The sequence below is a fragment of the Rhodococcus sp. NPDC127593 genome, assembly GCF_042671975.1.
Taxonomy (GTDB): Bacteria; Actinomycetota; Actinomycetes; order Mycobacteriales; family Mycobacteriaceae; genus Rhodococcus_F.
Map to the genome: position 1 here is coordinate 1 of NZ_JBHXWI010000067.1, position 12,518 is coordinate 12,518.

The 12,518-nt window shown below is 64.6% G+C and carries 14 protein-coding genes; 8 read left to right on the plus strand and 6 right to left on the minus strand.

Annotated features, from left to right (window positions below; translation table 11 throughout):
* The first annotated feature begins 492 nt into the window (after nt 1-492).
* The 5 genes from ACFVJ3_RS40870 to ACFVJ3_RS40890 all read left to right on the plus strand — a co-directional run bounded on the left by ACFVJ3_RS40870 (nt 493) and on the right by ACFVJ3_RS40890 (nt 5,428).
* Nucleotides 493-1,449 (plus strand): AraC family transcriptional regulator, encoded by a 957-nt coding sequence (locus tag ACFVJ3_RS40870; protein ID WP_378457484.1) that lies wholly within the window; start codon nt 493-495, stop codon nt 1,447-1,449.
* A gap of 417 nt (nt 1,450-1,866) precedes the next feature.
* Nucleotides 1,867-2,130 carry a hypothetical protein gene (locus ACFVJ3_RS40875; RefSeq protein WP_378457485.1) on the plus strand — a complete coding sequence of 88 codons (264 nt, stop codon included), beginning with the start codon at nt 1,867-1,869 and terminating at the stop codon, nt 2,128-2,130.
* Nucleotides 2,131-2,516: 386 nt separating this feature from the next.
* On the plus strand, nt 2,517-3,488 hold the full coding sequence (locus ACFVJ3_RS40880; RefSeq protein WP_378457486.1) for a PDR/VanB family oxidoreductase: 972 nt from the start codon (nt 2,517-2,519) through the stop codon (nt 3,486-3,488).
* A gap of 83 nt (nt 3,489-3,571) precedes the next feature.
* On the plus strand, nt 3,572-4,894 hold the full coding sequence (locus ACFVJ3_RS40885) for a cytochrome P450 (RefSeq protein ID WP_378457487.1): 1,323 nt from the start codon (nt 3,572-3,574) through the stop codon (nt 4,892-4,894).
* A gap of 228 nt (nt 4,895-5,122) precedes the next feature.
* Nucleotides 5,123-5,428, plus strand: coding sequence for an EthD family reductase (locus ACFVJ3_RS40890; RefSeq protein WP_378457488.1), 306 nt, complete (start codon nt 5,123-5,125; stop codon nt 5,426-5,428).
* 229 nt (nt 5,429-5,657) lie between these two features.
* On the opposite strand, the gene hxlA is transcribed toward ACFVJ3_RS40890, so the two are convergent.
* Together hxlA and hxlB are read right to left on the minus strand one after the other, a co-directional pair.
* Complete coding sequence (hxlA, locus tag ACFVJ3_RS40895; RefSeq protein WP_378457489.1) at nt 5,658-6,287, minus strand: 3-hexulose-6-phosphate synthase; 630 nt, start codon at nt 6,285-6,287, stop codon at nt 5,658-5,660.
* 48 nt (nt 6,288-6,335) lie between these two features.
* Nucleotides 6,336-6,917 carry a 6-phospho-3-hexuloisomerase gene (hxlB, locus tag ACFVJ3_RS40900; RefSeq protein WP_378457490.1) on the minus strand — a complete coding sequence of 194 codons (582 nt, stop codon included), beginning with the start codon at nt 6,915-6,917 and terminating at the stop codon, nt 6,336-6,338.
* 190 nt (nt 6,918-7,107) lie between these two features.
* On the opposite strand from hxlB, the gene ACFVJ3_RS40905 reads away from it, so the two are divergent.
* The gene (locus tag ACFVJ3_RS40905; protein ID WP_378457525.1) at nt 7,108-8,358 is read left to right on the plus strand and encodes a LuxR C-terminal-related transcriptional regulator; all 1,251 of its coding nucleotides are present in this window, start codon (nt 7,108-7,110) and stop codon (nt 8,356-8,358) included.
* 73 nt (nt 8,359-8,431) lie between these two features.
* Here the strand turns inward: ACFVJ3_RS40905 and ACFVJ3_RS40910 are convergent, their stop codons facing one another.
* Nucleotides 8,432-8,638 carry a hypothetical protein gene (locus tag ACFVJ3_RS40910; RefSeq protein WP_378457491.1) on the minus strand — a complete coding sequence of 69 codons (207 nt, stop codon included), beginning with the start codon at nt 8,636-8,638 and terminating at the stop codon, nt 8,432-8,434.
* Nucleotides 8,635-8,889, minus strand: coding sequence for a hypothetical protein (locus ACFVJ3_RS40915; RefSeq protein WP_378457492.1), 255 nt, complete (start codon nt 8,887-8,889; stop codon nt 8,635-8,637). The genes ACFVJ3_RS40910 and ACFVJ3_RS40915 overlap by 4 nt, the downstream gene beginning before the upstream one ends.
* A gap of 340 nt (nt 8,890-9,229) precedes the next feature.
* On the opposite strand from ACFVJ3_RS40915, the gene ACFVJ3_RS40920 reads away from it, so the two are divergent.
* Nucleotides 9,230-9,418, plus strand: a complete 189-nt coding sequence (locus tag ACFVJ3_RS40920) for a ChaB family protein (protein WP_378457493.1) — start codon at nt 9,230-9,232, stop codon at nt 9,416-9,418.
* Between the two features lie 207 nt (nt 9,419-9,625).
* Complete coding sequence (locus ACFVJ3_RS40925; protein ID WP_378457494.1) at nt 9,626-10,054, plus strand: nitroreductase/quinone reductase family protein; 429 nt, start codon at nt 9,626-9,628, stop codon at nt 10,052-10,054.
* 37 nt (nt 10,055-10,091) lie between these two features.
* Here the strand turns inward: ACFVJ3_RS40925 and ACFVJ3_RS40930 are convergent, their stop codons facing one another.
* Entirely contained in the window at nt 10,092-10,877 is a 786-nt protein-coding gene (locus ACFVJ3_RS40930) for a TetR/AcrR family transcriptional regulator (RefSeq protein ID WP_378457495.1), read from the minus strand.
* 38 nt (nt 10,878-10,915) lie between these two features.
* A complete protein-coding gene (locus ACFVJ3_RS40935; protein ID WP_378457496.1) occupies nt 10,916-12,499 on the minus strand; it encodes an FAD-dependent monooxygenase in 1,584 nt (527 codons plus the stop codon).
* Between the last annotated feature and the right edge of the window lie 19 nt (nt 12,500-12,518).

The following is a 12,518-nucleotide window of genomic DNA, read 5'->3' on the forward strand; positions in this document are numbered from 1 at the left end:
CTGTCCCTATGCCCGCTCCGCCGCCCCCCGAGACACCTCCGAAGATCGGAAACCCCAGGCAGAACGCCCGCTACTCAACAACTACGGCACCCTGGTCGGGTACCGGCCCGCCTGAATTGGGGAGATTCGGCATTGACGAATGCAGTCGGAAGCGCCCGCACGACCTGTGTGGGCGCTTCCGGCATCGCATGTGCAGGTGTCTCCGCGTGGGCGGACGCCCGGTCACCTCCCGATTGTCCGCTCGTACGCTCGGCCGGTAACGGTCGTCCGAGTGGCCGCGACGACCGGCGGAGCGGGGGAGATCGTTGACATAAAATAGTGACGCAGGCCATACTCCCTGGGCGCTATTCGGTCAGGTGTGCGTATGTCGAACGGTGGAGTGGGAGGAGCGCTTTTTGCTCGAGTGATCGTCGGGAGACCGTTGCTGACCATGGAAAGGCGATCGGAAGAATGACCGCGTCGTACAGCTGTCGGGGCAGTGGCCGCCCATCCGTGCCGATTCTCTTGCACAGCGGAGACGTCGAGGAGGCGACCGCAGGTGTGGGCCAGGTGTTTCATCCTCACGAGCTCACGCGGGTTGCGCCGGTGTCCCGGTTCGAAGCAGATCTGCAAGCGGTAGCGACCGGTCCGTTGGTTGCGGGCCAAATCCGCTACAACAGCAACAGCGACCTCTTCTGCCCCTCCATCGAGGGTTACCACGTGAACATCCCGTTGTCGGGTCGACTTCTGTCGGAGTCGAACGGTGAGCAGACCATTGTCGAAGAGAACAGCGCGGTGGTCTATCAGACCGGCTCCAATGCTCGGATCCTGACTCCGCCGAACAGTCGGCTGAACATGTTCGCGATGAAGCTCGACCATGTGGCAGTGCATGCTGTACTGCAGGATCTGCTGGGTCGGCCCGTCACCGAATCGGTCCGGATCCATGGTGGACTCGATCTGACCGGAATCGATGGAAGTGCCTGGCGCACACTTGTTCTGAACACGTATCAGAGTCAGATCGTCGGGTCGATGATGATGAACCCGATACTGGCCGAGCCGTTGGCGTACTCGATCGTCGTGGGGCTGCTGTCTTTGACCGAGCATCAGTATGCGGATGATCTGGCGACGCCGGCGGCATTGGCCGCACCGGCTACGATTCGTCATGCCGTCGAGTTCATCAACGCACACGCGGCGTTGCCGCTGACGCCGGCCGACATCGCCCGGGAGGTCGGGCTGAGCGTGCGCGCACTCCAGCGCGGATTCCGCGAGTTCATTGATGCGACTCCGATGGAGTATCTTCGCGGCGTCCGAATGAAAAAGGCGCATGAGGACCTGGTCTGTGCGCAACATGACGCCGAGACGGTCGCCGGCATCGCGGCACGGTGGGGCTTCTATCACTACGGGCGATTCTCGCGGGACTACCGGCAAATGTACGGGGTCAGTCCTTCACACACCTTGCGGTACGGCTGACAGGCCGCACCCGGGTTCTCGTCCGGCGCCGCCACAATGCTGATGTGGAGGGCATCGAGAATGGGCGCTGGATGGATAGTGTCGTGCGCTCTCGGGATAGATACGTCCGGTCGGGGTGCCTAGATTCGTCAATAAGGGCAGTGGGAGACCGGCCCGACCAGCACCCATCGAACGGCGCTGACCGACCGATCACCTCCACGCCTCACCGCATCGACACGGCAAGAGATGATCGAAATGACGAGAACAACGACCGCATCCACCAGCACCCGGACTCGTGTGGCTTTCGGCGAACACGAGCGCACCCCCTTCCGAGATCACCCCGCTCTGACACTCGATGCTCGATTGACCGTCGGAGCCGGCCGTGCCAGGATCGTTGCATCCCATGACCCGGCGACGGGCACGGAGCAGGTGGTATTGATGCTCGGAGAGACCGTCGGCGCGCACGACGTTCCGGTGCGCGTTGTCGACGAGGAAGCGCTGCTCATCGAGGGTAGCCGCTATGCCCACACCCCTCAGCTGTTGATCGGCGATTCCGCACTCGCGATCACGGATAACCCTGCGCCGCGGCGGTGGGAGGTCGGCCGCGAGCTCCGCGAAGGTGGACCCATCCGCGCGTTGCTCGAACTCTCCGGTGCTCAATCGGTCGAAGTCGACTGGCTCCCGGCTACCGCCGCCGCGTGAACTGACGGCTCCCGCGAAGACTGACGAATTTGGCCACCGCCAGGCGTCGTGCGGGGCCGTTCCGCTGACTACCTGAACGCAATCGAAATCCCACCCCGATGTCCGCTGCCCTCGAGGGCAGCGGACATCGGGGTTCCGGCCCGCGTCGATCTGCGTAGATGGTCATCACATTGGACGAGACCGCCACCGCGCCATCAACTCCGGCGCGCATCGCTGTCGCTGCGTGGACAGTCCGCGGCGCTGAGGGGATAGATATGGCACACGCAACTTCGTACCTTCGTAAGTGAGGCCGAACACAACTGGTATCGGTAGTGACCGCCTCCGTCCCTGAACTGAAAGTCGCTCTGTTAGAGGCTTTTCCCGCTTCCCAAGCCATGGAGGCTCTTATGTCCACCGTCGCATCCGATTCGACGCCAGTTCTGCACTTGATCGTGGACGAGGTCCGCCGTGAATGTGACGACGTGCTCACGCTGAGTTTGATCGATAGCGCTGGAGACGACCTTCCCGAATGGGAAGCAGGCGCGCACATCGACATTCACCTGCCCGGCGACATGGTCAGGCAGTATTCGCTGCACAGCGACCCCGGTGATCGATCTCGTTACGAGGTCGCAATTCTGCGCGATCCGAACAGCCGGGGTGGATCGCAATACATCCACGACGAGATCAACAAGGGTGCAGCGCTCACCACATCGCATCCGCGGAACAATTTTCCACTCGAATCCGCCGAGGAGTATCTGTTCATCGCCGGCGGTATCGGTATCACGCCGATACTTCCGATGATGGGAGCCGCCACTTCACAGCAACGCCCACATCGGCTGATCTACGCCGGCCGGTCCCGCACGAATATGGCCTTCGCCGACCAACTCGGCGATCAGGACAATGTTCAGTTGTGCGTGTCCGGCGAAGGCGCCCGCATGAACGTCGACGACCTTCTCGGAGCGCACCTCGGTCCCGGAGTGCACATCTACAGCTGCGGACCGCACCACCTCCTCGACGCGGTCACTGCCCGCTGTGCTGAGCTCGGCATGGCGAAACAGCTTCATGTCGAACACTTCTCCGGAACCGTTGTCGTGCTCGACCCCGACGCCGAAGTGGCTTTCGAAGTCGAACTCACGAGGTCGGGCAAGACTCTGACCGTCGCACCCGACCAGACCATCCTCGACGCCGTCCTCGCCTGTGGCATCAAGGCGCCGAACAGTTGCGCCGAAGGTGTCTGCGGCTCCTGTGAGACAACGGTCTTCGAGGGCGAAGTCGACCATCGCGATCACATCCTCGACGAGGACGAGCAGGCCGAAAACGACGTAATGATGATCTGCTGCTCACGCGCCCGTTCCGGACGCCTCGTCCTCGATCTCTGACGAGGCACACACGACCCCAAACGTTCGTTGGTTCGTCGCAGCCCGGCGTGCCACCACACCCGTCCACTCATAGGAGAATCGACATGACTGAAACCACCTCCGCGCCGCATGGTTCGGCAACGTCGCCGGGCAAGTGCCCGGTGAGCCGGTTCGCGGCGGAGTTCAATCCGTTCGACGAGAAATACCTGCAGGATCCGTACGCCGTATTCACCCGCGCCCGCAACGAGGAACCGGTCTTCTACAGCCCCGAGATCGGGTACTGGGTGGTGAGCCGATATGAAGATGTCGTCGCCATCTTCAGGGACACCGGGTCGTACAGTGCCACCGCCGCCGGTGAGCTGATCAAACCGCCCTGCCCGGCCGCGATGGAGAAACTCGCAGCCGTCGATTTCGTGCCCTCGACGATGCTCGTCGACGAGGACGCGCCGCTGCACACGAAGCGGCGCCGCGTGCTGCGCAAGGGCGTCACCGATGACAGGGTTGCCGAGATCGAACCGATAACCCGCCGCTTCGTCGGCGACTGCCTCGACGCGATGGTCAAGACCGGCAATGCAGACATGGTCGCGGACATGACATTCCAGGTACCGGCCCTGACGGCGTTCGTGCTGATGGGGGTGCCGGAGGCAGAGGTCGAACGCGCCCGCGGCTACGCGTCCCGCTTCGCGCTGTGGATCTGGGGGCGCCCGACCGACGAGCAGCAGGTGGAGTTGGCGGGCGAGTTCGCCGCCTACCTCGAGTACGCCCGCGAACACGTCGAGCGGTTGATCGAGAATCCCGGCGACGACTACATGAGCAATGCGATCAAGGCATGGCAGAAGGCCGGTAACGACGAGGTTTGGGACAAGACGTACCTTGCCTCGATCATGCAGAGCCACCTCTACGCCTCCCATGAGACCACGACGAACGCGACCGCGAACGGTTTCAAGGTGCTGCTCGAGCACCGTGATCAGTGGGAGTTGCTCTGCAACAATCCCTCGCTCATTCCGAACGCCGTCGAGGAGATCCTGCGCTTTGCGTCCTCGGTTCCGGCCTGGCGGCGAGTGACCACCTGCCCGGTGACGATCGGTGGCTTCGACATCGCCGCCGGTGAACGTATCCTCGTGCTCACCGGATCCGCCAATCACGACGACGCCAGGTTCGACGACGGCGACCGTTTCGATATCACCCGCGAGAACGCCGACGAGCATGTGGCGTTCGGATGGGGTATCCACCTCTGCCTGGGGCAGGCTCTGGCCCGGATGGAGATGCGAGTGATGCTCGAGGAGGCTACGAAGCGGCTTCCGCACCTGAATCTGGTGGAGGGTCAGGAGTGGACATACTCGCCGAACACGTCCTTCCGCGGTCCTGAGCGCCTGCTGGTCCAGTGGGATCCTGCTCGGAACCCGGTGCCCGAGGATCGACCGTGACCGAGCAGGATGTGTCCCTCTGGGGCCCTGTTCACGGTGAAAATCCTGGCCGCAGACCAGGCGGACACCGCCCGGCATTTCGCGGGCGGACGACGATGTCGCCACCGCAACCAAACCCGAACTCCTCCTCGATGTTCGAACCAACCCGGACGGGATGCGCGACGGCGCACCACGACTTCGCCCTCGATCCTGTCCAACCCTGACCACTGTCACGAGAAAGGGAGCACAATGCACACCCTGATGGTCCTCTACGGCCGACCTGCCAACCCCGACGCCTTCCGCACGTATTACCAGGACACCCACCTGCCGATTGCGCGCAAGCTCCCCGGCGTCCGCGCGATCCGCCACACGGTAGACATTGCGGCAGCCGAGGGAGCCACACCGTTCGTCGCGATCTTCGAGGCGGATTTCGATTCCGCAGACGAGATGTTTGCGGCTCTCGCGTCCCCTGAGGGTGCGGCCGCTAAGGGTGATGTACCCAACTTCGCCACCGGGGGAGTGCAGATCCTTCACTTCGAACCAACCGCCACGTAACCAGCCACAACCATTCACGGGGTTCTCCGCCATCTATTGCCGGCGGAGAACCCCATTCGATTGTCTGCACCGGGACCGGAATGTGGGCGCATCCCGTGTTTGCGGGCCCTTCTTCGCCGCAAGTGAAATCGACTGGTCAGTGGGACGCCACTCAGCCGAACTGCGGGGGTGCAAAACGGAAGGCCCTGAACTGGTGGTGTTCAGGGCCTTCACTGTCAGCGATGGTGTGCTACTTGGTGAGAGCTTCCTTGAGCGCCTTCGCGGCCGCGGCGGGGTCCTCGGCGCTGTAGATGGCGCCACCGGCGACGGCGACGTCGGCACCGGCGTCACGGACTGCGGCGATGGTGTCGACCTTCACGCCGCCGGCGATCGAGAACGGGACACCGGCGATCTTGCCGTCGTCGAGGAGGGTCTGGATGGAGTAGCCGGGCTGGGCCTGCTCGTCGAGGCCGGCGTGGATCTCGACGAACGCGACACCGAGCTTGGCGATCTCGCGGGCGCGCTCGACGCGGTTCTCGACGCCGATCAGGTCGGCGACGACCTTCTTGCCGTGCTTCTTGCCTGCCTCGACGGCACCCTTGATGGTGGCATCGCCGGCGGCGCCGAGGACGGTGACCAGGTCCGCGCCGGCAGAGAAGGCCAGGTCGGCCTCGAGGAAGCCGGCGTCGGCGGTCTTGAGGTCGGCGAAGACCTCCTTGTCCGGGTGCGCGGCCTTGATCGCGCTGATGGCGCTGAGGCCGGCGCTCTTGATCAGCGGGGTGCCGAGTTCGATGATGTCGACGTACGGGGCCACCTTGTTGGTCAGGGCCAGCGCGTCGGCGGTGGTGAGAAGGTCGACTGCAACCTGCAGCTTCGTCATGTGTTTCTCCTGGTTATTTATCTTCGGGGGTTTAGCGGGTGTGTCGGGTCAGCCGATGTTGGCGTGGCGTTCCCACAGCCGCTCGGCGGTCTGATCGACGCTGTGCCACAACGCCTGGAACAGTGCGTCGAAGGCGAGGAGCACGGACTGTTCGAACAGGCTGCCCGCGTACTGGCGGGTGATGGCTGCGCTGTGGTCCTGCTTGTCGGCCGCCGGCAGGACCAGGACCTCGTCGGCGCGCCGGGCGAGCGGCGAGTCCGAGGCAGTGGTGACCGCCAGCACCGAGGCGCCCACCTTGTTCGCGGTGTCGGCGGCGCCGACCACCGAGGCGGTGGTGCCGGACCCGGAGACGGCGATCAGCAGATCGCCGCCGCCGATGGCGGGGGCGGTGACCTCGCCCGCCACGTGCACGCGCAGGCCGAGGTGCATCAGTCGCATCGCGGCCATCTGAACGGCCAGGCCACTGCGCCCGTTGCCGATCACGAACACCGCGCGAGCGGACGTGATCAGGGCGCCGGCGCGGTCCCACGTCTCGGCGGCAACGGAATTGAGTAGACGCTCGTTCTCGTCGAGCACGATGCGGCGCCCGTCACTGAACCGTGTGCGTGTCTGTTCGACGGTGACGGTCATGGTCCTCCTCGGTGATAGCCGTTCTGGTCTGATCCCAAGGCTGCCGACCCCGGTGCGCTGCGGCACCCGGCCGGTCGGGGAGTTCGGGCTGGCCGGTTGGCCAGTGCCTTCTCGCGGCTACCGGCCATACTGTGGATGCGTGGTAAGCGCGGAGGACTCTGTTCGGTTGCAGGTCGACGCCTGGGTGGAGATGCGGAAGGTGATCACGGGACCGCTCCCGGACATCGCAACCCGCTTCTCCCGGTTCCTGGGCCAATGGTGGTCGCACGATGCCCTGGTGATCTTCACCCGTGAATGCACCGGACGCCCCCGAAAAGTTGCCGGAAACCGTGAGATCGTCGACCGGGTGACCATCGACGAACTCGACGAGATCAAACAATCCATCGAACCCGGTGGCGTCTTCGCCGGAATCCGTTCACTGGGAGGTGGACGCCGCCGAGTCTGGGCGGTCCGCGACTCCGGCGACACCCTGCTCGTCCTGGTCCCGCGACCATCTCAGACGGGCGCACCCGACTCCGATGAGGTCGCGGCGATGTTCGGGATCGTCGCGACCTCCATCCAGCAACAGGTGGCACAGGCCAGCCCCGACTACCTCGCCGAGTCACGGGCCGCGTCGAGTGAACGCGCCCGCACCATCGCCGAACTGACGGAGGTGCACGAGGCGACCCTGTCGTCGATCCTCGGAACCCTGCGCTCGAACGACCTCGACGATCGGCGGTCGCGCATCACGGCGAGCGAGACGGCATCGGCCGCACTGATCGCGCTGCGGTCGGCGGGTGCCGCCGATCGTGCCCTGTCCGAGGAAGCGGTCACCACGGCATTCGCCAGGCTGCAGGGCGAACTAAGACCTCTCTTGCGGCCTCGGGAGGTCGAAGTCGACTATGTCGACCCGCCGGCCGACGGCCGTCCGCTCCCCGGCGAGGTTGCGCACGCGGCGCGAGCGATGGTCCGCGCCATCGTGCTGGCCTTCGGCGCACAACCGGTGCTGACCCGAATGCGGATCGCGTGGGACTGCGACGGTGACAACGTGCTGATCGAGGTTCGCGACCAGGGGCCCGGCGCCATCGACCGCAACGCGCTGACCCGGCAACTGGCCGGACGCCTGCACACCTTGCGCGGCCGGATCGACGTCGAGTCCATCGCCGGATGGGGGAGTCGGGTGACGCTGACCATCCCGTTGGACCCGCCCGCCGCCCGTCCCGACGAGCATCTTCTGTCCACGCTGAATCCCCGCGAGCTCGAAGTCCTCGCGCACCTCGCGGTCGGCAAACGCAACCGCGCCATCGCCGAGGAACTCGGTATCAGTCAGAGCACGATCAAGTTTCACGTCGCCGGCGTTCTCAAGAAACTCGACGTCGCCAACCGGGGGGAGGCGGGCGCAATCGGAATACGAGCCGGAATCGCGCCCGGCGATGCATATTCCGCGCCCGGCACCAGCTAGAGCGCCGAACTCCGATCAGCGAAGAGCCGATCCAGGGAAGGGCTTCGGCCACGGACTGGTCAGCAGACGGCTGTCACATGCTGTCGAAGATGCGTTGTTCGGGGACGCCGGCGTTCTGTGCTGCGGTAACGGCGTCGAGGAGATCGTCGGTGAGCTGCTCGAAGGTGGCGGATCGGACCCGTTCGGGGGGTCGGTCGCTCGGGTGGGTGGTCAGGAAGCTGTGCAGCATGGCGCAGGTGTCGCGTACGTGCTCGAGCGCCTGGCGTTGGTCGTTGTTCATCGACGGTCCGGCTGATGGCCGACGCTCGGCGTCGGTGTTTCGTGCGGGGCCCTGGGCGGACAGGCGTGGTCGACCGCCCTCAGCAGGTCGTGCGTGAGTCGTTTGTAGGTGGTGAGCCACCGGTGGTCGACGGGTTCGTCGCGTAGATACGCCGTCAGGGCGGCAGTGTTGTCGCCGGTATCCAACCATCGGCGTAGGTCGGTGGTGCGATCCTGGACGTGCTGTAACAATGTGTGTGGCGAAACGGGCATCGAGTCTCCTCCGGTGCGGACTTCCCTTCGGCGAGAATGAATTTGGCGTTGCTGCATGTTTCTCGAGGTCATTGTGACCCATACCGGTGCCCGGTGCCAGGTGTTTCCCGGGTCTGCGCCGTCGCAGGCCACCGTGGAGACTGCTTCGATGCGTGTGATTGTGGGTAGCGGGTTCGCTGCGTAGTCGTTGCCCGCGGGCGCATAGGTGCCGGCGGTGCCGAGCCCGGGCCGTCCCGTGGCCGGCATAGGAAAACCCGGTCAACCCGGTACCGCCGCGGTGGTACCGGGCGGACAATCGAGTGGTACGACATCACGGCCACGACCGAGAAGGAGTGGAGCGGTGAACCGAACCGAGCTCCCACAGACACTGCGGCGATCGTCGAAGGAGGTGCAGGAGGCCTTCGCGACGGCCCATGAGATGGCTGTTCGGCGGTACGGCGAGGGCGAGGAGGCCCAACGAGCGGCGTATGGGGAGCTCAAACAGAGTTTCGAGCTCGTAACCGACCACTGGGTGCCCAAGCAGGATTGATTCTGTCGGTCTGGATACGGCCGATCGAGGGGTCAACAGAAACCCATCGGGGCCTGGTGGGCGACTGACGCCTGCATTGCATGGCCTTGGATTGTAGGTGCCGCAATGGTCGCCGTCGTAGTCAGCACGGGAGATAGTGCGACACGAGACGACAACGTCGACCGGAAATGCCGCCCGTTTCCGCGCCGGGCTAGGAGAATTCCCAGGATGAGCACCCCCAACGACTGGAACGCGAACATCATTGCCGAATTCCGGGCAAATCAGGGCCGAGTGGGTGGCCCATTCGAGGGCGCCCCGGTGGTGCTGGTTCACCACCGGGGCCGTAAGACCGGACGCGATCGCGTGAGCCCGATGATGTATCTACTCGATGAGCAAGATCCGGACACGATCTACGTCTTCGCTTCCAAGGCCGGTGCCCCGACCAATCCCGACTGGTACTACAACCTCGTCACCGCAGGCGAAGCAGAGATCGAACGTGGCACCGAGCAGTACGCGGTGACCGTCGTCGAGGTGACCGGTGACCATCGGGATCGGATCTACGCCGAGCAGGGGAGCCGGTATCCCGGCTTTGCCGAGTACGCGGAGAAGACTGCAGGCATCCGGACGATCCCTGTGCTGGCGCTGCGCCGCGGGTGAGATCCGTCGAGATCAGGGCCGTTGCTGCCGAGCGCGGTCAGTCGGGGTGTGGTGATTCGTCGAGCAGCCGTTCGAGGTAGTTCAGGTCCTGGCGGATCATGGCGATCGCTCGTGCGGGACCTTCCGGGGTTGCCGACTGTGGGTCCTGATGGACCAACGAGCGCACTGCCATGTCCGCGAGTTGAGTGGCGATCACTCGGTCGTCGTCGGCGTTTCCCGGCTGATGCCACCAGGCGATCCAGTTGAGCATGCCGATGACGGCCAGAGCTGCGGTTCGCGGGTCGACCGGTCGCATCTCGCCGGTGCGGATACCGTCTTCGATGGCGTGGATGAATTCCTTGAGCACGTGTCGTCGGCTCTGCTCGTAGTTGCGTGAGATGTCTTCGGGTAGTTCGGCTTCCGATCGGATGATCAACCGGAATCGATCTGGAGCCTGCGCCTGATGTAGTGCGATGGCGGTGGCCATCTCGCGGAGCTTTTCTGTCGGACCCAGATCGGTGCGCTCGTTGATGGTATGTAGCAACGCGGCCGGTGTCTCGGTGCTCTCGCTGACCAGGCGGGAGAGGAGCTCGTCCTTGTTGGCCACGTAGTGATAGAGGGCCGGCCGTGTCAGACCGGTTGCGTCGGCGATGTCCTGCAGCGTGGTGCTCGCGAACCCTCGTTCGGCAAACAGTCGAGTGGCTTGCTCGATGATCTGCTTTTCCACCAGCTCACGGCGAGGGTTGCTGCGGATGCCCGCGCTCTCGGTCGCAGCCTGATCGGTGGAACGGGATTTGCCCCGGCCTCGGGGTCGGCGCTCGTTCGCGGCCTCCTCGCTTGTCATGTCCGAAGGATAACGGGCGCTGGTCACGGGTCGCGTACTCATGCCGAGACCCGTGACCCCGAAAGCGTCGGATCAGCGTCCGATGTCGCCGGATCACTGAAGAACGCGAGGTGCATGCGCACGCTGGCCAAACCTGCCGCAACATCCGCGCGGCAGGAAGTGGGGGCCTCGACGACGACGACTGCGTCTGTGTGGTGCCCGAGACGTTCGGCGAAATCGAGTCGGCTGAGCAGCGAAGAGCGGGTGGATGGGCCGGTGAGCCAGAGAGTTTGCGCGGTTGGTGCGGTCTCGATGAGTGCGGTGGCCTCCGGGCCCCAGGCGGAGTCGAAGTCGATGCCGAGCACTGTTGTGGTGGTGGCGTCACGCAGGTCCGCCGGTGCGACCCGGTGCTCGAATCGGCACTCACCGTGGTCGAGTGGTTGCCCGATTGTCCAGTCCGTGATGTCTGTGTCGGGGATCGCGTCGGCCGGAAGGTCCGCGTAGCTCGCCAGGCCCTTCCGCACGAGCGTGGGCGCGGTGTCGTGGAATCGGCTGAGACTGACCTTTCCGGCGCGGGTCATGTAGGCGATCAGCAGCTGTTCGACCGGTAGGTTCATCCTCTGTGGGAAGGACTCCCACCAGAGTTCGCTGCGGTGCGCGATGTGCTGGAGGTATTCGACGGCGGGGCGGCGAGTTCGTTCGTAGTGCGCGAGCGCTTCCTCGATGTTCGGGGAGGTGGTGAGTGCGTGGTCGAGCGCGATGGCGTCTTCCATGGCGAGCTTGGTGCCCGAGCCGATGGAGTAGTGCGCGGTGTGGGCGGCGTCGCCGAGTAGTACGACATTGCCGCTGTGCCAGTGCCCACACGAGATGGTTCGAAAGCGCATCCAGCGGGTGCGGTTGCCGATCAGCGGGTGGTGCTGAAGCGTGTCGGCGAACGCTTCTTGCAGGTACCTCAGTGACGTTTCGTCGCTGTCGAGCGGCGCTGTCTGCTCGGTGGATACGTCGAATCCTGCCCGCCGCCAGGTCTCCTCGTCGGTTTCGATGAGGAAGGTGCTGCGGTCCGGCGCGTACGGGTAAGCGTGCGCGACGAACGTGCCGTGCTCGGTGGTGACCGGTACGAAAATTGCACTCGGAAGAGCGAAATCGGTTCCGCACCAGAGGTACAGGCCGGTGCCGGTATCGATATGTGGATCGAAGCGGTCTGCGAACTGTGTGCGTGTCCCGCTGTTGATGCCGTCGGCCGCGATGATCAGGTCCGCGTCGAGGTCGGCGATGTCTCGGCGTTCGCCGAAATGCAGTCGGACGCCGGCCTGTCGGGCTTCCTGTTGCAGTACTTCGAGCAGGGATGTGCGCGCGATCGCGAGGACGTCGCCGTTCGGTAGGCGGGCGATGTGCTCGCCGACCTGCATCGACATGTCGTGCGGGTGTGCCGCGGCAACGATGGCGTCGAGCGACGCCGAATCGGCCTCGCGAAGATTGCGTTGTGTGCGGGACGCGAGGCCGACGCCGAATCCGAATGTTTTGTCCGGGGCGCTCTGTTCGTACACCGTCACCTCGGCGTCCGGATGGCTGAGTTTGAGCAGTCTTGCGGCATAGAGACCGCCGGGTCCACCTCCGAGAACTGTGACTCGCGCGAGATTCATGGCAAAACTCCAGTCTGTG

Excerpts from the sequence above, each read along its gene's own strand:
- ACFVJ3_RS40875 (WP_378457485.1), top strand. The coding sequence starts at position 1,867 with ATGCTCGGAGAGACCGTCGGCGCGCACGACGTTCCGGTGCGCGTTGTC.
- ACFVJ3_RS40880 (WP_378457486.1), top strand. The coding sequence starts at position 2,517 with ATGTCCACCGTCGCATCCGATTCGACGCCAGTTCTGCACTTGATCGTG.
- ACFVJ3_RS40885 (WP_378457487.1), top strand. The coding sequence starts at position 3,572 with ATGACTGAAACCACCTCCGCGCCGCATGGTTCGGCAACGTCGCCGGGC.
- ACFVJ3_RS40890 (WP_378457488.1), top strand. The coding sequence starts at position 5,123 with ATGCACACCCTGATGGTCCTCTACGGCCGACCTGCCAACCCCGACGCC.
- hxlA (WP_378457489.1), bottom strand. The coding sequence starts at position 6,287 with ATGACGAAGCTGCAGGTTGCAGTCGACCTTCTCACCACCGCCGACGCG.
- hxlB (WP_378457490.1), bottom strand. The coding sequence starts at position 6,917 with ATGACCGTCACCGTCGAACAGACACGCACACGGTTCAGTGACGGGCGC.
- ACFVJ3_RS40905 (WP_378457525.1), top strand. The coding sequence starts at position 7,108 with ATGCGGAAGGTGATCACGGGACCGCTCCCGGACATCGCAACCCGCTTC.
- ACFVJ3_RS40910 (WP_378457491.1), bottom strand. The coding sequence starts at position 8,638 with ATGAACAACGACCAACGCCAGGCGCTCGAGCACGTACGCGACACCTGC.
- ACFVJ3_RS40915 (WP_378457492.1), bottom strand. The coding sequence starts at position 8,889 with ATGCCCGTTTCGCCACACACATTGTTACAGCACGTCCAGGATCGCACC.
- ACFVJ3_RS40925 (WP_378457494.1), top strand. The coding sequence starts at position 9,626 with ATGAGCACCCCCAACGACTGGAACGCGAACATCATTGCCGAATTCCGG.
- ACFVJ3_RS40930 (WP_378457495.1), bottom strand. The coding sequence starts at position 10,877 with ATGACAAGCGAGGAGGCCGCGAACGAGCGCCGACCCCGAGGCCGGGGC.
- ACFVJ3_RS40935 (WP_378457496.1), bottom strand. The coding sequence starts at position 12,499 with ATGAATCTCGCGCGAGTCACAGTTCTCGGAGGTGGACCCGGCGGTCTC.